The following is a 23,124-nucleotide window of genomic DNA, read 5'->3' as shown; positions in this document are numbered from 1 at the left end:
GCGATTCACCCGTCCGCGGTAGGCCGCCACCGTCCCCTGTGGACCGGCGGGTCAGGCGAGGTCGTTGTCGATCAGGTCGAAGATGGTGTCCATCGTCGCCGACTCCAGGTCCCCGGAGGAGGCGTCGACCCCGCTGTCCAGGGATTCGTCCAGTCGGGTCAACAGCTCCCGCAGCCGGGCCCGCACCCGGTCGCGCACGGCGCCGTCGGCGGCCCCGGAGACCGAGGCCTCCAGCCGCTCCAGGTCCCCGAACACCGACCCGTCGGCGTCGGTGGCCGCGCCGGTCAGCTCGGCCACCAGGAACCGGCCCAGCACGGCCGGGCTGGGGTGGTCGAAGACCAGCGTGGCGGGCAGGGCCAGGCCCGTCTCGGCGGTGAGGGCGTTGCGCAGCTCCACCGCGGTGAGCGAGTCGAAGCCCAGCTCCCGGAACGCGCGGTCGGCCTCCACCGACTCGGCGTCGTGGCCGAGCACGGCCGCGGCCCGCTCGCGGACCAGGTCCACGGCCGCGGCCTCGCGCTCGTGCCCGGGCAGCGCCGCCAGCGCGGCGGCGAAGCCCGCGTCGGTGACCGCCGCCTGCTCGTCGGCCTGCGGCGCCGCCAGCTCCGGCAGCTCGCCCAGCAGCGGGCTGGGCCGCACGGCGGTGAACGGGGCCGCGAACAGCGCCCAGTCCACGTCCGCGACGGTGTCGGCCACCGCGCCCTCCCCGACGACCCTGGCCAGCGCCGCGACCGCGGTCGCCGGGTCCAGCACGGTCAGGCCGCGCTTGCGCAGCCGCTCGGGGTCGTCGCTGTCGGCGACCATGCCGCCGCCGCCCCACGGGCCCCAGGACACGGCGGTGGCCGCGAGGCCCGCGCCGCGCCGGTGCCGGGCGAGCGCGTCGAGGTAGGCGTTGCCCGCCGCGTACGCGGCCTGCCCGCCCGAGCCCCAGACGCCCGCGATGGAGGAGAACAGCACGAACGCGTCCAGCTCCCGGTCACCGAGCAGCTCGTGCAGGTGCGCGGCGCCCGCGGCCTTGGCGTGCAGGGTGGCGCTGAACTCGGCGTCGGTGGTGTCCCCGAGCATGGCCGCCTCCGCCGTGCCCGCGGCGTGGACCACGGCGTCCACGTCGGCGGTGGCCAGCAGCGCGGCCAGCGCGTCCCGGTCGCCCACGTCGCAGGCGGCGACGGTGACCCGGGCCCCCAGCGATTCCAGCTCCGCCTTCAGCTCAGCGGCACCCGGAGCGTCAATGCCCCGGCGACTGGTCAGCACCAGGTGCTCAGCACCCTGCTCAGCGGCCCAACGGGCCACGTGCCCACCGAGGGCGCCGGTGCCCCCGGTGATGAGCACGGTGCCGCGCGGGGTCCAGGCCGTCGCCGTCGACGGCCCGGCCGGGGCGTGGTCGAGCCTGCGGGCGAAGGCGCCGTTGCCCCGCACCGCCAGCTGGTCCTCGCCCGTGGTGCCCGCCAGCAGCCCGCCCAGGCGGGCGGCGGCCGCGGCGTCCGGGGTGGCGGGCACGTCGACGAGCCCGCCCCAGCGCGCCGAGTGCTCCAGCGCGGCCACCCGGCCCAGGCCCCAGGTCTGGGCCTGCTCGGGGTGGGTCAGCGGGTCGCCGCCGCCGGTGCTGACCGCGCCGGAGGTGACCACCCACAGCGGGGCGTCGAGCCCGGCGTCGCCGAGCGCCTGCACCAGCTGCACCGAGGCGGTCGCGCCCTGGGCCAGCGGCAGGAAGGACACCACGCCGTCGGCGGGCCCGGCGGCGACCAGGTCGGCGGTGAGCCCGGCCCGGTCGGCGGCCGCGTCCACGACCACCCTGCGGGTGACGCCGAGCGCGTCGGCCCAGGCCAGCGCGCCCGCGTCGCCCTCGGGCAGCACGGCGAGCCAGTCGCCCGCCGGGGTGCCCTCGGGGGCGCCGGTGCAGGGCACCCACTTCTCCCGGTAGCGCAGCTCGTCGAGCGCGGACTGCTCGCGGCGGGCCCGGCGCCACGCCGACAGGCGGGGCAGGACGTCGCCGAAGCTGTCGCCAGCGTCGATGTCGAGCTGCAGGGCCAGCGAGTCCAGGTCCTCGCGCTCGACGGTGCGCCAGAACTCGGCCTCCACCGCGTCGGCGGCGATGCGCTCCACCGGGGCGGGGGTGAGCCAGTAGTGCTTGCGCTGGAAGGCGTAGGTGGGCAGGTCCACCCGCCGCGCGCCCGGGTCGCCCGCGAAGGCGCCCTTGTCCACGCGCACGCCGGTGACGTGCAGGCGGGCCAGGGCGGTGGCGGCGGCCACCGGCTCGGGCCGGTCGGCGCGCAGCACCGGGACGGCGGTGAGGTCGTCGGCGTTCTGCTGCGCGAGCGCGGTCAGGGTGCCGCCGGGCCCGATCTCCAGGACCGTGCGCACGCCCCGCTCGTGCAGGGCCCCGACCACCTCGGCGAAGCGGACCGCCTGGCGGACGTGCTCCACCCAGTAGTCCGGGCTCGTCACGTCGCCCGCCGACACGACCGGGATCGTGGGCTGGGCGAAGTCCAGCGCCGCGACCACGGTCCGGAACTCGGCCAGCATCGGCTCCATCAGCGGCGAGTGGAACGCGTGCGACACCTTCAACCGCGAAGTCTTGCGACCCAACTCCTTGAAGTGCGCACCGATCCGCTCCGCCTCCACCTCATCACCGGCGACCACAATGGACTCAGGGCCGTTGATCGCCGCGATGCCCACGGTGCCGGTCAGCAGCGGCAGCACCTCGTCCTCGGTCGCCTGCACCGCCACCATCGCCCCGCCGGTCGGGAGCGCCTGCATCAGGCGAGCCCGCTCGGACACGAGCTTCGCCGCGTCCGCCAGCGAGAGCACACCGGCCACGTGCGCCGCCGCGATCTCACCGATGGAGTGGCCCGCGACCGCCTCCGGCCGCACGCCCCACGACTCGACCAGCCGGTAGAGGGCGACCTCGATCGCGAACAGCGCGGGCTGGGTCCAGCCGGTCTGGGTCAGCAGGTCCGACTCGACGTCGAAGACCACGCCCCGCAGCGGCCGCTCGACGAACGCGTCCACGTGGGCGCAGACCGCGTCGAACGCCTCGGCGAACACCGGGAACGCCGCGTACAGCTCGCGCCCCATCCCGGCCCGCTGCGAACCCTGGCCCGAGAACAGCAGGGCCAGCTTGCCCGCCGCGCCGGTGCGGCCGGTGACCGCCTGGGCGGCCGGGGTGCCCTCGGCCACGGCGCGCAGCCCCGCGATGAGGTCGTCGACGTCGGTGGCGACGACCGCGGCGCGGTGCTCGTGGCCCGCCCTGGCGGTGGCCAGGGTGTGCGCGACGTCCCGGGCGTCGGTGCCCGGGGCCGCCTCGGCCAGCGCGGCGGCCTGCTCGCGCAGGGCCTTGGCCGACTTGGCCGACAGCGCCCAGGTGAGCACGGGCGCGTCGGTGCGCTCGGGCGCCTCGGCGCCGACCGGTGCGGGCGGCTCCTCGATGACGGCGTGGGCGTTGGTGCCGCTCACGCCGAAGGAGGACACGCCAGCCCGGCGCGGGCGGCCGGTCCCCGGCCACTCGACCTGCTCGGTGAGCAGCCGCACCGCGCCCGCGGTCCAGTCCACGTGCGTGCTCGGCTGGTCGACGTGCAGGGTCTTGGGCAGCACGCCGTGGCGCATCGCCATGACCATCTTGATGACCCCGCCGACACCCGCCGCGGCCTGCGAGTGGCCGATGTTGGACTTGAACGACCCGAGCCACAGCGGGGTCTCCCGGTCCTGGCCGTAGGTCGCCAGCAGCGCCTGGGCCTCGATCGGGTCGCCCAGCGTGGTGCCGGTGCCGTGGCCCTCGACCGCGTCAACCTCGGACGTGGTCAGGCCCGCGGCGGCCAGCGCCTGCCGGATCACCCGCTGCTGCGCCGGGCCGTTCGGGGCGGTGAGACCGTTGGACGCGCCGTCGGAGTTCACCGCCGAGCCGCGCACCACGGCGAGCACGTCGTGGCCGTTGCGGCGGGCGTCGGACAGGCGCTCGACCAGCAGCAGGCCCACGCCCTCGGCCCAGCCGGTGCCGTCCGCGGCGTCGGCGTAGGCCTTGCAGCGCCCGTCGGTGGCCAGGCCGCGCTGCCGGGAGAACTCGACGAACGCGGTCGGGGTGGACATCACCATCACGCCGCCGACCACGGCCAGGGAGCACTCCCCCGCCCGCAGCGCGCTCGCCGCCCAGTGCAGGGCGACCAGGGAGGACGAGCACGCAGTGTCGACGGTGACCGACGGCCCCTCCAGCCCGTAGGTGTAGGACAGGCGCCCGGAGATGACGCTGGCCGAGTTGCCCGTGCCCAGGTAGCCCTCGCCGTCGTCGGCGGCGTTGAGCAGCTGCGCGGCGTAGTCCTGGTAGCCGGAGCCGATGAACACGCCGGTGCGGCTGCCGCGCAGGGAATCGGCGTCGATGCCCGAGCGCTCGAACAGCTCCCACGAGGTCTCCAGCAGCAGCCGCTGCTGGGGGTCCATCGCCACCGCCTCGCGCGGGGAGATCCCGAAGAAGGCCGGGTCGAACCGGCCCGCCTCGTAGAGGAACCCGCCGGAGCGCGTGTAGGTGGTGCCGGTGTGGTCGGGGTCCGGGTGGTAGAGCGCGTCGAGGTCCCAGCCGCGGTCGGCGGGGAAGCCGCCCACCGCGTCGCGGCCCTCCGACACCAGCCGCCACAGGTCCTCCGGCGAGGCGATCCCGCCGGGGTAGCGGCAGTTCATGCCGACGATGACGATCGGGTCGTCCTCGGCGGTGCCCGCCACCGCGGCCGGGCCCGCCTCGGCGGCGGTCTCGGCGCCGAGCAGCCCGGCGCGCAGGAACTCGGCCAGGGCGAGGGCGTTGGGGTGGTCGAACACGAGGGTGGCGGGCAGCGCCAGCCCCGTCTCCGCGCCCAGCGCGTTGCGCAGCTCGACCGCGGTCAGCGAGTCGAAGCCCAGCTCGGAGAACGCCCGCGCCGGGTCCACCGCGTCGCCCCCGGCGTGGCCGAGGACGGCGGCGGCGGCACCGCGCACGAGGTCGACGAGCGCGGCGGAGCGCTCGCCTGCGGGCAGCGCGGTCAGCCGGGCGACCAGCGCCGACCCGCCCTCGTCGGCGGCCGGGTCGACCTGCCGGGCGGCGACGACCTCGGGCAGCTCGGACAGCAGCGGGCTCGGCCTGGCCGCGGTGAACGGGGCGGCGAAGCGCGCCCAGTCGACATCGACGACGGTGGTGGCGGGGGCCCGCTCGTCCAGCGCCCGGCGCAGCGCGGCCAGCGCGCGGGCCGGGGCCATCCTGGTCAGGCCGCGGCGGCGCAGCTGGTCCTCGGCCTCGCCCTCGGCCATGCCGCCCTCGGCCCACGGGCCCCAGGCGACCGCGGTGGCGGTCAGGCCGCGCGCCCGGCGGGACTCCGCGAGCCCGTCGAGGTAGGCGTTGCCCGCCGCGTAGGCGGCCTGGTGGCCGGAGCCCCAGACGCCCGCGATGGAGGAGAACAGCACGAACGCGTCCAGCTCCCGCTCGCCGAGCAGCGCGTCGAGGTGCGCCGCGCCGTCGACCTTGGCCGACAGGACGCGGGCGAACTCCTCGGCGGGCATGTCCGCGAGCGGCTGGAGCTGGTCGACGCCCGCGGTGTGCACGACACCGGTCAGGTCGTCGAGCCCGGCCAGCAGGTCGGCCACGGCCGCCCGGTCGGACACGTCGCAGGCCGCGACGGTGACCCGGGCACCCAGCGATTCCAGCTCCGCCTTCAGCTCAGCGGCACCCGGGGCCTCGATGCCCCGGCGACTGGTCAGCACCAGGTGCTCAGCACCCTGCTCAGCGGCCCAGCGCGCCACGTGCCCACCGAGGGCACCGGTGCCCCCGGTGACGAGCACGGTGCCGGAGGGCGCCCAGCGGTGCGGGACGGCCTTGGCGGGGACCCGGCTGAGCCTGCGGCCCAGCACGCCGGAGGCGCGCACGGCCACCTGGTCCTCGCCGGTGGCGCCGGACAGCACCGCGGCGACGCGGGTGCCGGTGCGCTCGTCGAGGGTGGCGGGCAGGTCGAGCACGCCGCCGAAGCGGCGCGGGTACTCCAGGGCCGCGACCCTGGCGACACCCCAGACCTGGGTGCGCTCGGGCACGACCGGGTTGTCCGAGCGGCCGGTGGTCACCGCGTCCCGGGTGGCGAACCACAGCGGGGCGTCGGTGTCCACGTCCGCCCAGCCCTGGGCGGTGGCGAGCGCGGCGGCGCCGTCGCCGGGGGCGGCGATGACCCCGGCGAAGGTGCCCGCCGCGATCGCCGCCGCGGTGCCCGCGCGGTCGTCGGCGTCGTCGGTGACGACCGCCGCGCCCGCGGCGGTCAGGGCGGCGGCCAGTTCCCCGGCGGCGCCGAGCAGGAGCCAGGTGCCGTCCAGGGCCGCGCGGTCGGTGGCCACCGGGGTCCAGGTGGCCCGGTAGCGCCAGCCGTCCACGGTGGTGTCCTCGCGGCGCGAGCGCCGCCAGGTGGCGAGCTTGGGCTGGAGCGCGCCCGCCTCGTCGGCGCTGAGGCCCAGCGTGGCCGCCAGGGCCGCCGCGTCGCCGTCGACCGCGGCCCAGAACTCCGCGTCCACCGGGTCGGCGGCGGCGGTGTGCTGGGCGTAGGGGTCGCCCTCCAGCCAGAACCGCTCGTGCTGGAAGGGGTAGGCGGGCACGGGGACCCGCCGCCCGCCGCCCGCGTGGAAGGCCGCGCGGTCGACCGGGACCCCGGCGCAGTGCGCGGCGGCCAAGGCGGCGAGCGCGGTCTCCGGCTCGGCCCGGTCGGCGCGCAGCACCGGGATGGCGGTGAGGTCGTCGGCGTTCTGCTGGGCCAGCGCGGTCAGGGTGCCGCCCGGGCCGATCTCCACGACGGTCCGCACCCCGCGCTCGTGCAGGGAGCGCACGGTGTCGGCGAAGCGCACGGCACCGCGGACGTGCTCGACCCAGTAGTCGGGGCTGGTGACGTCGCCCGCGGCGACGACCGGGGTTGCCGGCTGGGCGAAGGTCAGCGCCTCCACCACCGCGCGGAACTCGTCCAACATCGGGTCCATCAGCGGCGAGTGGAACGCGTGCGACACCTTCAACCGCGAGGTCTTGCGACCCAACTCCTTGAAGTGAGCACCAATCCGCTCCGCCTCCACCTCATCACCCGCGACCACAATGGACTGCGGCCCGTTGATCGCCGCAATGCCCACGGTCTCGGTCAGCAGCGGCAGCACCTCATCCTCGGTCGCCTGCACCGCCACCATGGCACCACCGGTCGGGAGCGCCTGCATGAGCCGAGCCCGCTCGCACACCAGGGTGGTGGCGTCCGCGAGGGACAGGACCCCGGCGACGTGCGCGGCGGCGATCTCACCGATGGAGTGCCCGGACACGAAGTCCGGGGTCATGCCCCAGGACTCGACCAGCCGGTAGAGGGCGACCTCGATGGCGAACAGCGCGGGCTGGGTCCAGCCGGTCTGGGTCAGCAGGTCCGACTCGACGTCGAACACCACCTCCCGCAGCGGCTTCTCCAGGTGCGCGTCGGCGTGGGCGCACACCGCGTCGAACGCCTCGGCGAACACCGGGAACGCCGCGTACAGCTCGCGCCCCATCCCGGCCCGCTGCGAACCCTGCCCGGAGAACAGGAACCCGACACCGCCCGGGTCGCCCGTGCCCGACAAGGGCGCCCGGCCCGCGGCGATGGCGGCCAGCCCGGCGCGCAGGTCGGCGGCGGTGCTGCCGACCACGGCGGCGCGGTGGGCCAGGGTGGTCCGGCCGACCGCCAGGGTGCGGGCGAGGTCGGCGGGCTCGGCGGTGACGTCGAGCAGGTTCGCCGCGGTGTCGCGCAGCGCGGCCGGGGTCTTGGCCGACAGCGCCCACACCAGCGGCGTGCCGTCGGGCACCGGGGTGGTCTCGGCCTCGGTGGCGGCGGGCGGCTGCTCCAGGATGACGTGGGCGTTGGTGCCGCTCACGCCGAAGGAGGAGATGCCCGCGCGGCGCGGCCGGTCGAGCTCCGGCCACGCGGTCTGATCGGTGAGCAGCCGCACCGCGCCCGCGGTCCAGTCCACGTGCGACGACGGCTCGTCGACGTGCAGGGTCCTGGGCAGCACGCCGTGGCGCATCGCCTCGACCATCTTGATGATGCCGCCGACGCCCGCCGCGGCCTGCGAGTGGCCGATGTTGGACTTCAGCGAGCCCAGCCACAGCGGGGTCTCCCGGTCCTGGCCGTAGGTGGCCAACAGGGCCTGGGCCTCGATCGGGTCGCCCAGCGTGGTGCCGGTGCCGTGGCCCTCGACCGCGTCCACCTCGGACGTGGTCAGGCCCGCGGCGGCCAGCGCCTGCCGGATGACCCGCTGCTGCGCGGGGCCGTTCGGGGCGGTGAGGCCGTTGGACGCGCCGTCCTGGTTGACCGCGGAGCCGCGCACGACCGCCAGCACCTCGTGGCCGTTGCGGCGCGCGTCGGACAGCTTCTCCACCAGGACCAGGCCCACGCCCTCGGCCCAACCGGTGCCGTCCGCGGCGTCGGCGTAGGCCTTGCAGCGCCCGTCCGCGGCGAGGCCGCGCTGGCGGGAGAACTCCACGAACGGCCCGGGGGTGGACATGATCGTCACACCACCGGCCAGCGCGAGCGTGCACTCCCCCGCCCGCAGCGCTTGGGCGGCCAGGTGCAGGGCGACCAGCGACGACGAGCACGCGGTGTCGACGGTGACCGCCGGGCCCTCCAGCCCGTAGGTGTAGGACAGGCGCCCGGAGATGACGCTGGCCGAGTTGCCCGTGCCCACGTAGCCCTCGGTGCCGTCCGCGGCGGCGAGCACCTGGTTGGCGTAGTCCTGGTAGCCCGAGCCGACGAACACGCCGGTGCGGCTGCCGCGCAGGGTGTCCGCGTCGATGCCCGCCCGCTCGAACAGCTCCCAGGAGATCTCCAGCAGCAGCCGCTGCTGGGGGTCCATCGCCACCGCCTCGCGCGGGGAGATCCCGAAGAAGCCGGGCTCGAACAGCCCCGCTTCGTGCAGGAAGCCGCCCTCGCGGGTGTAGGTGGTGCCGGTGCTCTCCGGGTCCGGGTCGTAGAGCGAGTCGATGTCCCAGCCGCGGTCGGTGGGGAACCCGGACACCGCGTCGGTGCCCTCGGCCACCAGCCGCCACAGGTCCGCGGGCGAGCCGACGCCGCCGGGGAACCGGCAGCTCATGCCTACGATGACGATCGGGTCGTCGGCGGCGGCGCCCGCGGTGTCGACCGCGGCCAGCGCCGAGTCCGCGGCGGGCACCAGTTCGGTGACCAGGTGCTCGGCCAGCGCGGTCGCGGTCGGGAAGTCGAACACCAGGGTGGCGGGCAGGGCGAGCCCCGTCTCCGCGCCGAGCTTGTTGCGCAGCTCGACCGCGGTCAGCGAGTCGAAGCCCAGCTCGGAGAACGCCCGCGCCGGGTCCACCGCGTCCACCCCGGCGTGGCCGAGCACGGCGGCGGCCTGCTCGCGCACCAGGGTGGTCAGCAGCCTGCGGCGGCCCGGGCCGTCCAGCGCGGTCAGCCGGGTGACCAGCGCGGACCCGTCCGCGGCGGCCGGGGTGCTCGCCAGCGCGGCGACCACCTCCGGCAGCTCCGACAGCAGCGGGCTGGGCCGGGCGGCGGTGAACGGCGCGATGAACGTCGCCCACTCCACGTCCGCGACGGTGACGCCGGTCAGGTCCTCGGTCAGCGCGGCGCGCAGCGCCGAGACCGCGAGCTGCGGGTCCATCCGGCGCAGGCCGCGGCGGCGCAGGTGCTCCTCGGCCTCGCCCTCGGCCATGCCGCCCTCGGCCCACGGGCCCCAGGCGACCGCGGTGGCGGTCAGGCCGCGGGCCCGGCGGGCCTCGGCGAGGGCGTCCAGGTGCGCGTTCGCGGTGGCGTAGGCGGCCTGGTAGCCGGCGCCCCAGATGCCGGAGATCGACGAGTAGAGCACGAACGCGTCCAGCTCCACGCCGTCGAGCGCGGCGTCGAGGTTGTCGGCGCCGTCGACCTTGGCCGCGAGTACGGCGGTGTACTCGGCCTCGGTCAGCTCCGCGAGCGGGGTGACGTGGTCGGCGCCCGCGGTGTGCACCACCGCGGTGAGGTCGTCGAGGCAGCCGACCAGGCGGGACACGGCGTCGAAGTCCGCGACGTCGCAGGCCTCCACGGTCACCCGCGCGCCGAGGCCTTCCAGCTCGGCGGCCAGCTCGGCGGCCCCCGGGGCGGCCAGGCCCCGGCGGCTGGTGAGCACCAGGTGCTCGGCGCCCGCGCCCGCCAGCCAGCGTGCCACGTGCCCGCCCAGGGCGCCGGTGCCGCCGGTGACCAGGACGGTGCCGCGCGGGGTCCAGGCGGCGCGGTCCTTGCGGGCCGGGACGCGGGCCAGGCGCCGGGCCTGCGCGCCGGAGCCGCGGACGGCCACCTGGTCCTCGCCGGTGGCGCCGGACAGCACCGCGGCCACCCTGGCGGCGGCCCGCGCGTCCAGCTCGGCGGGCAGGTCGACCAGCCCGCCGAAGCGCTGCGGGGTCTCCAGGGCCACCGCGCGGCCCAGGCCCCACACCCGGGCCAGCGCCGGGTCCGGGGCGCCGTCGGCGCGCCCGGTGCTCACCGCGCCGCGGGTGAGCACCCACAGCGGGCCGTCCACCTCGGCGTCGGCGAGGGCCTGCACGACCCGCAGCACGCGCAGCGACGGGTCCGCGGAGCCCGCGGTGGTGACCACGCCGGTGAACCGGGTCGTGGTCAGCGCGCCCAGCAGGGCGGCGGTGGTGGGGCGGTCGGCCTCGGCCGGGACGTCGACCTCGACGACCTCGGCGCCGTGCGCGACCAGCAGGTCGCGCGCCGCGTCGGCGCCGGGGGTGCCGGTGACGAGCAGCCAGGTGCCGTCCAGCTCGGCGTCGCCGGTGGCGACCGGGGTCCAAGCGGCCCGGTACCGCCACCCGTCCACGGTGGACTCGGTGCGGCGCGCCTGGCGCCACACGGCCAGCTTGGGCAGCAGGGCGGCGACGGTGTCGTCGGCCTCGATGCCCAGCGACGCGGTGAGCGCGTCGACGTCCTGGCGCTCCACCGTCGCCCAGAACTCCGCGTCCAGCGGGTCGGCGCCCGCCGCCGCGGCCGGGCGGCCCGGCTCCAGCCAGAAGCGCTGGTGCTGGAAGGCGTAGGTGGGCAGCGGGGCCGGGCGGGCACCGGTGCCGTCGAAGAACGCCGCCCAGTCCACGCGGGCACCGGCGCAGTGCGCGGCGGCGAGCGCGGTGACGGCGGCCTGCGGCTCCGGCCGGTCGGCGCGCAGGGCGGGGACGGCGGTCAGGCCGTCGGCGCTCTGCTGCGCCAGCGCGCTGAGCACGCCGCCCGGCCCGATCTCCAGCACCGTGCGCACGCCGCGGCCGTGCAGCGCGGTGACGTTGTCGGCGAACCGCACCGCGTCGCGGACGTGGTCGACCCAGTAGTCCGGGGTCGTGGGGTCGCCGGTGGTCACGAGGGGGGTGCTCGGCTGGGCGAAGGTCAGCGACTCGACCACCGCGCGGAACTCGTCGAGCATCGGCTCCATGAGCGGCGAGTGGAACGCGTGGGAGACCGTCAGGCGCGACGTCTTGCGCCCCAGAGCGGTGAAGTGCCCGCGGACGCGCTCGGCCTCGGCCTCCACACCGGCCACCACGACCGACTGCGGCCCGTTGACCGCGGCAACGCTGACCGACTCCGACAGCAGCGGCAGCACCTCGTCCTCGGTCGCCTGCACCGCCACCATCGCGCCACCGGTCGGCAGCGCCTGCATCAGCCGGGCGCGCTCGCACACCAGGCGGGCGGCGTCGACCAGCGACAGGATCCCCGCGACGTGCGCGGCGGCGATCTCACCGATGGAGTGCCCGGCCAGGAAGTCCGGCCGCACGCCCCACGACTCGACCAGCCGGTAGAGGGCAACCTCGATCGCGAACAAAGCAGGCTGGGTCCAACCGGTCTGGGTCAGCAGGTCCGACTCGACGTCGAACACCACCTCCCGCAGCGGCCGCTCCACGAACGCGTCGACCTGCGCGCAGACCGCGTCGAACGCCTCGGCGAACACCGGGAACGCCGCGTACAGCTCACGACCCATGCCCGCGCGCTGCGAACCCTGGCCGGAGAACAGGAACGCGACCCGGCCGGCGTCGCCGCTGCCGGAGATCGGCGCCCGGCCGCCCGCGATCGCCGCGAGCCCGGCCTTGAGCTCGTCGGGGTCGCCCGCGACGACGGCGGCCCGGTGCGCCAGGGTGGCGCGGGTCGTCGCCAGGGCGAGCGCCACCGCCGTCGGGTCGGCCTCCTCGGCCAGCGCGTCGAGCAGGCGCGCGGCCTGCCCGGCCACCGCGGCCGGGTCGGCGCCGGAGAGCACCCACGGGGTCGCGGGCGGCGGCGTGACGGCCTGGCCCGCCCGGACCCGGTCCTCGGGCGCGGGCTCCTCCAGGATGGTGTGCGCGTTCGTGCCGCTGACGCCGAAGGACGAGATCGCCGCGCGGCGCGGGCGGTCGTCGCCGCCCACCCACGGCACGGCCTCGGTGAGCAGCCGCACGTCGCCTGCCGCCCAGTCCACGTGCGAGGACGGGGTGCCCGCGTGCAGGGTGCGCGGCAGCACGCCGTGGCGCAGGGCCATGACGAGCTTGATGATGCCGCCCGCGCCCGCCGCGGCCTGGGTGTGGCCGATGTTGGACTTCAGCGAGCCCAGCCACAGCGGGGTCTCCCGGTCCTGGCCGTAGGTCGCCAGCAGCGCCTGGGCCTCGATCGGGTCACCCAGCGTGGTGCCGGTGCCGTGGCCCTCCACGACGTCGACGTCGGCGGTGGTCAGGCCCGCGTTGGCCAGCGCGGCGCGGATGACCCGCTGCTGCGCGGGGCCGTTGGGGGCGGTGAGGCCGTTGGACGCGCCGTCCTGGTTCACCGCCGAGCCCTTGACCACGGCGAGCACGTCGTGGCCCAGGCGGCGGGCGTCGGACAGCCGCTCCACCAGGATCAGGCCCGCGCCCTCGGCCCAACCGGTGCCGTCGGCGTCGTCGGAGTAGGCCTTGCAGCGGCCGTCCTCGGACAGCCCCCGCTGGCGGGAGAACTCGACGAAGGTGTTCGGGGTGGCCATCACGGTCACGCCACCGGCCAGCGCCATCGAGCACTCGCCCGAGCGCACCGCCTGGGCGGCCAGGTGCAGCGCCACCAGCGACGACGAGCACGCCGTGTCGACGGTGACCGCCGGGCCCTCCAGGCCCAGGGCGTAGGCGATGCGGCCGGAGACGACCGAGGCGGCGCTGCCGGTGAGCAGGTGCCCCTCGACGCCCTCGGGCACCTCGCCGACGACGGCGCCGTAGCCCTGGTAGGCCATGCCGACGAAGACGCCCGCGCTGCTGCCGCGCACCGAGGTCGGGTCGATGCCCGCGCTCTCGAAGGCCTCCCACGCGCCCTCCAGCAGCAGCCGCTGCTGCGGGTCCATGGCCAGCGCCTCGCGCGGGGAGATGCCGAAGAAGGCGGCGTCGAACCCGGCGGCGTCGTCGAGGAACCCGCCGGAGCGGCTGTAGGTGGTGCCGGGGTGCTCGGGGTCGGGGTGGTAGACGCCGTCGAGGTCCCAGCCGCGGTCGGTGGGGAACGGCGACACCGCGTCCACGCCCTCGGCCACGACCCGCCACAGGTCCTGCGGGGAGGCGATGCCACCGGGGAAGCGGCAGCTCATGCCGACGATGACGATGGGGTCGTCGTCGTCGGCGGCGGCGGTCACCGCGACCTCGGTGCCGGTGGTGGCGGCCCCGCCCAGCTCGGCGAGCAGGTGCGCGGCGAGCACCTGGGGGGACGGGAAGTCGAACACCAGCGTGGCGGGCAGCGCCAGGCCGGTGCGCTCGGTGACCCCGTTGCGCAGCTCCACCGCGGTGAGGGAGTCGAAGCCCAGCTCCGCGAACGCCCGGTCGGCGGGCACGGCGTCGATGCCGCTGTGCCCGAGGACGGCGGCGGCCTGCTCGCGCACCAGGTCGGTGAGCACCTTGCCGCGCTCGGCGGCGGGCAGCCCGGCGAGGGTGGCGGCCAGGCCGGTGCCGCCGGTGGTGGGCGCGGCCTGCGCGGCGACCACCTCGGGCAGCTCGGACAGCAGCGGGCTGGGCCGGGCGGCGGTGAACGGCGCGTGGAAGCGCGGCCAGTCGACGTCGACCACGGTCAGGGTGGCGGCCCGCTCCCCCGCCGCGTGGGCGAGGGCGGTGACGGCCAGCGCGGCGGGCAGGCTGGACAAGCCGCGGCGGCGCAGCTGCTCCTCGGCCTCCCCGGTGGCCATGCCGCCGTCGCCCCACGGGCCCCAGGCCACCGCGGTGGCGACCAGGCCGCGGGCGCGGCGGGACTCCGCGAGCCCGTCGAGGTAGGCGTTGCCCGCGGCGTAGGCGGCCTGCTGGCCACCGCCCCAGGTGCCCGCGATGGAGGAGAACAGGATGAACGCGTCCAGCTCCCGCTCGCCCAGCAGGGCGTCGAGGTGCGCGGCGCCGTCGACCTTGGCGCCCAGGACGGCGGCGAGGTCGGCCGGGGTGGTGGCGGCGAGCGGCTGGAACTGCTCGGCGCCCGCGGTGTGCACCACGGCGGTGAGGTCGTCGACCCCGGCGAGCAGCGCCTCGACCGCGGCGCGGTCGGCCACGTCGCAGGCGGTGAGGGTGACGCGGGCGCCGAGGGCTTCCAGCTCGGCGGTCAGCTCGGCGGCCCCGGGGGCGTCGGCGCCGCGACGGCTGGTGAGCACCAGGTGCTCGGCGCCGTTGGCCGCGGCCCAGCGGGCCACGTGCCCGCCCAGCGCGCCGGTGCCGCCGGTGATCAGGACGGTGCCGCGCGGGGTCCAGGTGCCCGCGGTGGTCGGGCGCGGGGCGGGCACCAGGCGGGCGGCGAACAGGCCGGACCCGCGCAGCGCCAACTGGTCCTCGCCGGTGCCCGCCAGGGCGTGCGCGAGCCGGGTGGCGGCGCGCTCGTCCAGGGTCTCCGGCAGGTCGAGCAGGCCGCCCCAGCGGCGCGGCAGCTCCAGGGCGGCCGAGCGGCCGTAGCCCCAGACGGCGGTGTGCGCCGGGTCCGGTGCGGCGTCGGCGCGGCCGGTGGTGACCGCGGCCCGGGTCAGCACCCACAGCGGGGCGTCATCGAGGCCGTCATGGCCGTCGTGGCCGTCGAGGGCCTGGGTGAGCGCCAGGGTGGCGGCCAGGTCGTCGCCGAGCAGCGACACCACCCCCGCGACCGCACCCGTGGGCAGCAGGCCCGCGACGTCCTCGCGGGTGGCGCCGGTGGGCAGGGCCAGGGCCGTGACGTCGGCGCCGTGGCGGGTCAGCGCCGCGGCCACGGCGTCGGCGGCCTGCTCGGCCTCGCCGTGGACGAGCAGCCACGCGCCCGTCAGCTCGGGGGTGCCGCTGGTGGGCACCGGCTGCCAGGTGGTGCGGTAGCGCCAGCCGTCCACGGTGTCGGCGCGGCGGCGCGCCCGGCGCCAGGCGGACAGGCGCGGCAGGACGGGGGCGAGGTCGCCGCTGTCCAGGCCGAGGGTCGTGGCGAGGGCGTCGAGGTCCTCGCGCTCGACGGTGTCCCAGAACGCGGTGTCGACGGCGCTCTCGGTGACCGCGCCCGCGGTGGGGGCGGGGGCGTCGAGCCAGAACCGCGTGCGCTGGAACGCGTAGGTGGGCAGCTCGACCCGGCGGGCGCCGGTGCCCGCGTAGAAGGCCGACCAGTCCACCCGGGCGCCCGCGGCGTGCGCGGCGGCGAGGGCGGTAACGGCGGCGTGCGGCTCGGGGCGGTCCGCGCGCAGGGTCGGGATGGCGGTCAGGTCGTCGGCGTTCTGCTGCGCCAGCGCGGTGAGCACGCCGCCGGGGCCGACCTCCAGCACCGTCCGCACGCCCTGCTCGCGCAGGGTGGCGATGGTGTCGGCGAAGCGCACGGCGTCGCGGACGTGGGCGACCCAGAACCCGGGGGTGCTCACGTCGCCCGCGGCGACGACGGGGATGGCGGGGTCGTCGAAGCGCAGGCCCGCAACGACCTGGCGGAACTCCTCCAGCATCGGCTCCATCAGCGGCGAGTGGAACGCGTGCGACACCTTCAACCGCGAAGTCTTGCGACCCAACTCCGCGAAGTGAGCGCCGATCCGCTCCGCCTCGACCTCATCACCAGCGACCACAATGGACTGCGGCCCGTTGATCGCCGCAATGCTCACGGTCTCCGACAGCAGCGGGATGACCTCGTCCTCGGTCGCCTGGACAGCGACCATCGCGCCACCGGTCGGCAGTGCCTGCATCAGCCGGGCCCGCTCGGTCACCAGCGTGGCGGCGTCAGCCAGCGACAGCACACCCGCAACGTGCGCGGCGGCGATCTCACCGATGGAGTGACCGGCCAGGTAATCCGGCTTGACACCCCACGACTCCAGCAGGCGGAACAGCGCCACCTCGATCGCGAACAGCGCGGGCTGGGTCCACCCCGTCTGCCGCAGCTCCTCGGACTCGACGTCGAACACGACGTCCTTCACGCCCTCGGGCAGGACCGCGCACGCGGCGTCGAACGCCGCGGCGAACACCGGGTACGCCTCATACAGCTCGCGGCCCATCCCCGGGCGCTGCGAACCCTGCCCGGAGAACAGGAACGCGACCTTGCCCGCGCTGCCGTTGCCGGACACCGCGGCACGGCCCTGCGCGACGGCGGTCAGGCCCGCGCGCAGCTCGTCGAGGTCGGCGCCGACGACGGCGGCCCGGTGGTCGAGCACCGACCGGGTCGCCACCAGCGAGTGCGCCGCGTCCAGCGCGGGCACGTCCAGCTCCAGCAGCGCGGCGGCCTGCGCCCGCACGGCCTCGGGCGTGCGGCCGGAGAGCACCCACGGCAGCACCGGGTGCTCGACGTCGACCTGCTCGACGACCACCGGCTCCGGCTCGGGCAGCTCCAGGATCGTGTGCGCGTTGGTGCCGCTGACGCCGAAGGACGACACCGCGGCCCGGCGGGGGCGCCCGGTCTCCGGCCAGTCGACGTCCCCGGTGAGCAGCCGGACGCCGCCGGAGGACCAGTCGACGTGCGAGGAGGGCGCGTCGACGTGCAGGGTCCTGGGCAGCACGCCGCGGCGCATCGCCTCGACCATCTTGATGATGCCCGCGACGCCCGCCGCGGCCTGGGTGTGACCGATGTTCGACTTGATCGACCCCAGCCACAGCGGGGTGCCCTCGGCGCGGTCGCGGCCGTAGGTGGCCAGCAGCGCCTGCGCCTCGATCGGGTCGCCCAGCGTGGTGCCGGTGCCGTGCGCCTCCACCGCGTCGACGTCCTGGGTGGACAGGCCCGCGGCGGCGAGCGCCTGGCGGATCACGCGCTGCTGGGCGGGCCCGTTGGGCGCGGTGAGGCCGTTGGAGGCGCCGTCCTGGTTGACCGCGGAGCCCTTGACGACCGCGAGCACGGTGTGGCCGTTGCGGCGCGCGTCGGACAGCCGCTCGACGAGCAGCAGGCCGACGCCCTCGCCCCAGGCGGTGCCGTCGGCGGCCTCGGCGAAGGCCTTGACCCGGCCGTCGGTGGCCAGCCCGCGCTGGCGGGAGAAGCCGATGTAGGAGTTGGGCGTGGTCATGACCGTCACGCCACCGGCCAGCGCCAGGTCGCACTCCCCGGCGCGCAGCGCCTGCGCGGCCAGGTGCAGGGCGACCAGCGACGACGAGCACGCGGTGTCGACGGTGACCGCCGGGCCCTCGAAGCCGAAGGTGTAGGAGATGCGCCCGGACACCACCGCGGCGTTGGTGCCGGTGACCAGGTGCGCCTCGACGTCCTTGCCGCCCTGGGCCAGCAGGGTCGCGTAGTCCTGGCCGTTGGTGCCGACGAACACGCCGGTGCGGCTGCCGCGCGCGGCGGCCGGGTCGATGCCCGCGCGCTCGAAGGCCTCCCACGAGGTCTCCAGCAGCAGGCGCTGCTGGGGGTCCATGGCGACGGCCTCGCGCGGGGAGACGCCGAAGAACTCCGCGTCGAACTCGGCCGCGCGGGCCAGGAAGGCGCCCTCGCGGACGTAGGTGGTGCCGCTGACCTCGGGGTCGGGGTCGTAGATGGCGTCGAGGTCCCAGCCGCGGTCGGTGGGCATGCCCGCCACCGCGTCCACGCCGTCGGCGACCAGCCGCCACAGCGCCTCCGGCGAGTCGGCCCCGCCGGGGAAGTGGCAGGCCATGCCCACGATGACCACCGGGTCGTCGTCGGCGGCGACCAGCCGGGTGGGCACCTCCTGGGCCCGGTCGCCCACGAGCTCGGCCACCAGGTGCGCGGCCAGGGCGGTCGGGGTGGGGAAGTCGAAGGTGAGGGTGGCGGGCAGGGTGAGCCCGGTGGCGGCGGCGAGCCGGTTGCGCAGCTCCATCGCCGTCAGCGAGTCGAAGCCCAGGTCCTTGAAGGCGCTGGTGGCCTCGACCGCGTCCGCCGAGGACAGGGTGAGCACGGCGACGACCTCGCGCCGCACGACGTCGAGCACCGGCGCCACCCGGTCGGCCGGGGCCAGGGCGAGCAGCTGCCGCTCCAGGCCGCCGGTGGCGGCGGACGCGGCGGTGCGCCTGCCCCGGCCGCGCAGCAGGCCGGCCAGCAGCGGCGACACCTCGCCGTGCCCGGCGGCCGCGCCCGGGTCGAGGCGGGCGGGCACGAGCAGCGCGGCGTCGGTGGCCACGGACAGGTCCAGCAGGGCGAGGGCCTGCTCGGCGGTCAGCGGCAGCACGCCGGTGCGGGCCATCCGCTCCAGCTCGGCGCGGTCGAGGGTGGTCTGCTCGCCGCGGGCGTCCCACAGGCCCCAGGCCAGCGAGTGCGCGGGCAGGCCCGCGGCCCGCCGGTCCTGGGCGAGGGCGTCCAGGGCGGAGTTCGCGGCGGCGTAGGCGCCCTGGCCCGCGCCGCCGAGGACACCGGCGAGCGAGGAGAACAGCACGAACTCGGTGAGCGGGCGGTCGCGGGTCAGCTCGTCGAGGTGGCGGGCGGCGGTGGCCTTGGCGGCGAGCACCCGCTCCAGCGCCTCGGCGCCGAGCCCGGTGACGACACCGCCGTCGACGACGGCGGCGGCGTGGTAGACGGCGGTGAGCGGCTGGGCCAGCCCGTCGAGCAGGGCGGCCAGGGCGGCGCGGTCGGCGGCGTCGCAGGCGGCGACCTCGACCCGGGCGCCGAGGGCGGTCAGCTCGTCGCGCAGCTCGGCGGCGCCCGGGGCGGCCAGACCGCGGCGCGAGGTGAGCACCAGGTGGCGGGCGCCGCGGGCGGTGATGAGGTGGCGGGCCAGCAGCCCGCCGAGGGCGCCGGTGCCACCGGTGACCAGGACGGTGGCGTCGGCGGCGAACCGCTCGGGCGCGGTGCCCTCCTCCGGGCGCACCGCGACCAGCCGCGGCACCAGGACGGTGGTGCCGCGCACGGCGAACTGCGGCTCGCCGCTGCGCAGCGCGGCCTCGACGGCGGCGGGGTCGGCGTCCTGCGCCACGTCCCCGACGACGAGCAGGCCGGGGTGCTCGGTGCGGGCGGCGCGCAGCAGGCCCCACACGCCCGCGGCGTCGAGGGCCGGGACGGGCTCGCCGGGCACGGCGGCGATGGCGCCGCGGGTGAGGACGGCCAGCTGCCGGGCGGCGGTGTCCGCGTCGGACAACCACCGCTGGACGGCGTCGAGGGCCGCTGGCACCGAGTCCACGGTCACCGAGGCGATCGGCTCGGCGTCGGCGGTGCCCGCGGTGGGCAGCTCGACCCACTCCACCGCGTAGAGGGCGTCGCCGACGGCGGAGGCGCCCAGCGCGGCGGCGGAGACCTCCGCGAACGACAGCGATCCGATGCTGGCGACCGCGCTGCCCTCGGCGTCGGCCAGCAGCGCGCCACCGGCGGCGGGCAGGGCCACGCGCAGGTGCGTGGCGCCGGAGGCGTGCAGGGTGACCTCGGCCCAGCCCGCGGCGAACCGGTGCGCGCCCGGCTCGACGTCGGCGGCGTACTGGGCCACGCGCAGGGCGGCGTCGAGCAGGGCGGGGTGCAGGCCGTAGGCCGCGGCGTCGGCGGCGGCCTCGGTGTCCAGCGCGACCTCGGCGAACAGGTCGTCGCCCCGGCGCCAGGCGGCGCGCAGGCCGTCGAACACCGGCCCGAGGGCGACCCCGGCGGCGGTGGCGCGCGCGGCGGTGGCGGTGGGGTCCACGGCGACGGCGCCCGCCGGGGGCCACTCGACCAGGCCGGGGCCGCCGGAGCGCACGGCGGGGGCGAGCACGCCGGTGGCGTGCCGGGTCCACGGGGCGTCCTGGGCGGCGTCGGCCAGCCGGGAGTGCACGCTGAGCGGGCGGCGGCCCTCGGCGTCCGGGGCGCCGAGCGCGACCTGGACGACCGCGGCGCCGCCGTCGGGCAGGGCCAGCGGGGTCTGCACGGACAGCTCCGCCAGCGTGGCGCAGCCGACGTGGTCGCCCGCGCGGATCGCCAGCTCGGCGAAGGCCGCGGTGGGCAGCACGGCGGTGCCGCCGACGGTGTGGTCGGCCAGCCACGGGTGGGTGGCGGTGGACAGGCGGCCGGTGAGCAGGAAGCCGTCGGCGTCGGCCAGCGCGGTGGCGGCGCCGAGCAGCGGGTGGTCGGCCGAGCCCAGGCCCGCGGCGGAGACGTCGCCGGTGCCCGCCGGGGCCTCCAGCCAGAACCGCTCGTACTGGAAGGCGTAGGTGGGCAGGTCGACCCGGCGCGCGCCGGAGCGGGCGAAGTAGGCCGGGGCGTCGACCCGCACGCCCGCGGTGTGCAGGCGGGCGAGGGCGCCGGTCTCCGGGCGGTCGGCGCGCAGCGGCGCCACGGCGGTCAGGTCGTCGGCGTTCTGCCGGGCCAGGGCGGTCAGCACCGAGCCGGGGCCGATCTCGACGGTGGTGCGGACGCCGCGGTCGTGCAGGGTGCGCACGGTGTCGGCGAAGCGCACGGCGTCGCGGACGTGGCGCACCCAGTGCTCGGGGTCGGTGACGTCGCCGCCGGTGATGAGGGGGGTGGTGGGCTCGGTGAAGGACAGGCCGCGCACGACCGCGCGGAACTCCTCCAGCATCGGCTCCATCAGCGGGGAGTGGAAGGCGTGCGACACCGTCAACCGGGTCGTCTTGCGCCCCAGGCCCGTGAAGTGCGCGCCGATCCGCTCGGCCTCGGCCTCCGCACCAGCGACCACGATGGACTGCGGACCGTTGATCGCGGCGATGCTGACGGTCTCCGACAGCAGCGGGGTGACCTCGTCCTCGGTCGCCTGCACAGCGACCATCGCGCCACCCGTGGGCAACGCCTGCATCAAACGGGCTCGCTCCGACACCAGCTTGGCCGCGTCAGCCAGCGACAGCACACCCGCCACGTGCGCGGCGGCGATCTCACCGATGGAATGACCGGCCAGGTAATCCGGCTTGACACCCCACGACTCCAGCAGGCGGAACAGCGCGACCTCGATCGCGAACAGCGCGGGCTGGGTCCACCCCGTCTGCCGCAGCTCGGGGGCGTCGTCGGCGAAGACGACCTCGCGCAGGCCCTCGGGCAGGTGCTCGCACGCGGCGTCGAACGCCTCCGCGAACACCGGGTACGCCTCGTGCAGCTCGCGCCCCATGCCGGGCCGCTGGGAACCCTGGCCGGAGAACAGGAACGCCACGCGCCCCTCGGCGGTGGCCTGGCCCTCGACCACCGACGGGTGCCGCTCACCCGCGACGAACGCGGACAGGCCCTCGGTCAGCGACGCCAGGTCGCCCCCGGTGACGACGGCGCGGTGGTCCAGGGCTGCGCGCGTGGTGGCCAGCGAGAAGCCCAGGTCCACAGCGGACGCACCGGCGTCCACAGCGGACAGCAGGCGGGCGGCCTGGGCGCGCAGGGCGGGCGCGGTGCGGCCGGAGAGCACCCACGGCACCACGGCGAGCGGGCGGACCTCCTCGACGACCTGCGGGGTCTCGGCGTCCTCGACCGGCTCCGGCTCGGGCGCCTGCTCGATGATGGTGTGCGCGTTGGTGCCGGAGATGCCGAACGACGACACCGCGGCCCGGCGCGGGCGCCCGGTCCGCGGCCACGCGGTCTCGTCCTGCACCAGCTCGACCGCGCCGGACTCCCAGTCGACCTTGCTGGAGGGCGTGGCCGCGTGCAGGGTGCGGGGCACGACGCCGTGCCGGATCGCCTGCACCACCTTGATCACACCGGCGACACCGGCGGCGGCCTGGGTGTGGCCGATGTTGGACTTCACCGAGCCCAGCAGCAGCGGGTGCGCGCGGTCGCCCTGGCCGTAGGTGGCCAGCAGCGCCTGGGCCTCGATGGGGTCGCCCAGCGGGGTGCCGGTGCCGTGCGCCTCGACGACGTCGACGTCACCGGGGCCCAGCCGGGCCGAGCCCAGCGCGGCCAGGATGGCGCGCTGCTGCGACGGGCCGTTGGGCGCGGTGAGCCCGTTGGAGGCGCCGTCGGAGTTGACCGCGGAGCCGCGCACGACGGCCAGCACCTCGTGGCCGTTGCGGCGGGCGTCGGACAGCTTCTCCACCAGCAGCAGGCCGACGCCCTCGGCCCAGGTCGCGCCGTCGGCGCCCTCGGCGAACGCCTTGGTGCGGGCGTCGGGGGCCAGGCCGCGCTGGCGGGCGAACTCGACGAACGCGCTCGGCCCCGCCATCACCGTCACACCACCGGCGAGCGCCATGGTGCACTCCCCGGCCCGCAGCGCCTGCACGGCCATGTGCAGGGCGACGAGCGAGGACGAGCAGGCGGTGTCGACGGTGACCGCCGGGCCCTCCAGGCCCAGGGTGTAGGCGATGCGCCCGGAGGCCACCGACCCGGAGTTGCCCGTGCTCAGCAGGCCCTCGACGTGCTCGGGGAAGGCGTGCAGCCGCGAGGCGTAGTCGTGGTACATCACGCCGGTGAACACGCCGGTGCGGCTGCCCGCCAGCCCGGTCGGGTCGATGCCCGCCCGCTCGAAGGCCTCCCACGCGGTCTCCAGCAGCAGCCGCTGCTGGGGGTCCATCGCCAGCGCCTCGCGCGGGTTGATCCCGAAGAACCCGGGGTCGAAGTCGGCGGCGTCGTGCAGGAACCCGCCCTCGCGGGTGTAGACCGTGCCGGGCTTGTCCGGGTCCGGGTCGTAGAGCGCGTCGAGGTCCCAGCCCCGGTCGGTGGGGAACCCGGACACCGCGTCGCGGCCCTCGGTCACCAGCGCCCACAGGTCCTCCGGCGAGCGCACCCCGCCGGGGAAGCGGCAGGCCATGCCGACGATGGCGATCGGCTCGGTGTCGCGGGCCTCCAGCTCGCGGACCCGCTTGCGGGCACCGCGCAGGTCGGTGGTCGCCCGCTTGAGGTAATCGCGAAGCTTGTCCTCGTTCTGCATTGCTCGTCAGCTCCT

Annotated in this window: 1 protein-coding gene; it reads right to left on the bottom strand. The window is 76.8% G+C overall.

The genetic code is table 11. From position 1 onward, the window contains the following. Positions 1-51: 51 nt before the first annotated feature. The gene (locus BJP25_RS35280) at positions 52-23,109 is read right to left on the bottom strand and encodes a type I polyketide synthase (RefSeq protein ID WP_084793822.1); all 23,058 of its coding nucleotides are present in this window, start codon (positions 23,107-23,109) and stop codon (positions 52-54) included. Positions 23,110-23,124 lie beyond the last annotated feature (15 nt).

The sequence above is a fragment of the Actinokineospora bangkokensis genome (genome assembly GCF_001940455.1).
Lineage (GTDB): Bacteria > Actinomycetota > Actinomycetes > Mycobacteriales > Pseudonocardiaceae > Actinokineospora > Actinokineospora bangkokensis.
The sequence above is the reverse complement of the archived record's forward strand: the minus strand, read 5'-3'. Positions and strand labels throughout refer to the sequence as shown.

Excerpts from the sequence above, each read along its gene's own strand:
- BJP25_RS35280 (WP_084793822.1), bottom strand. The coding sequence starts at position 23,109 with ATGCAGAACGAGGACAAGCTTCGCGATTACCTCAAGCGGGCGACCACC.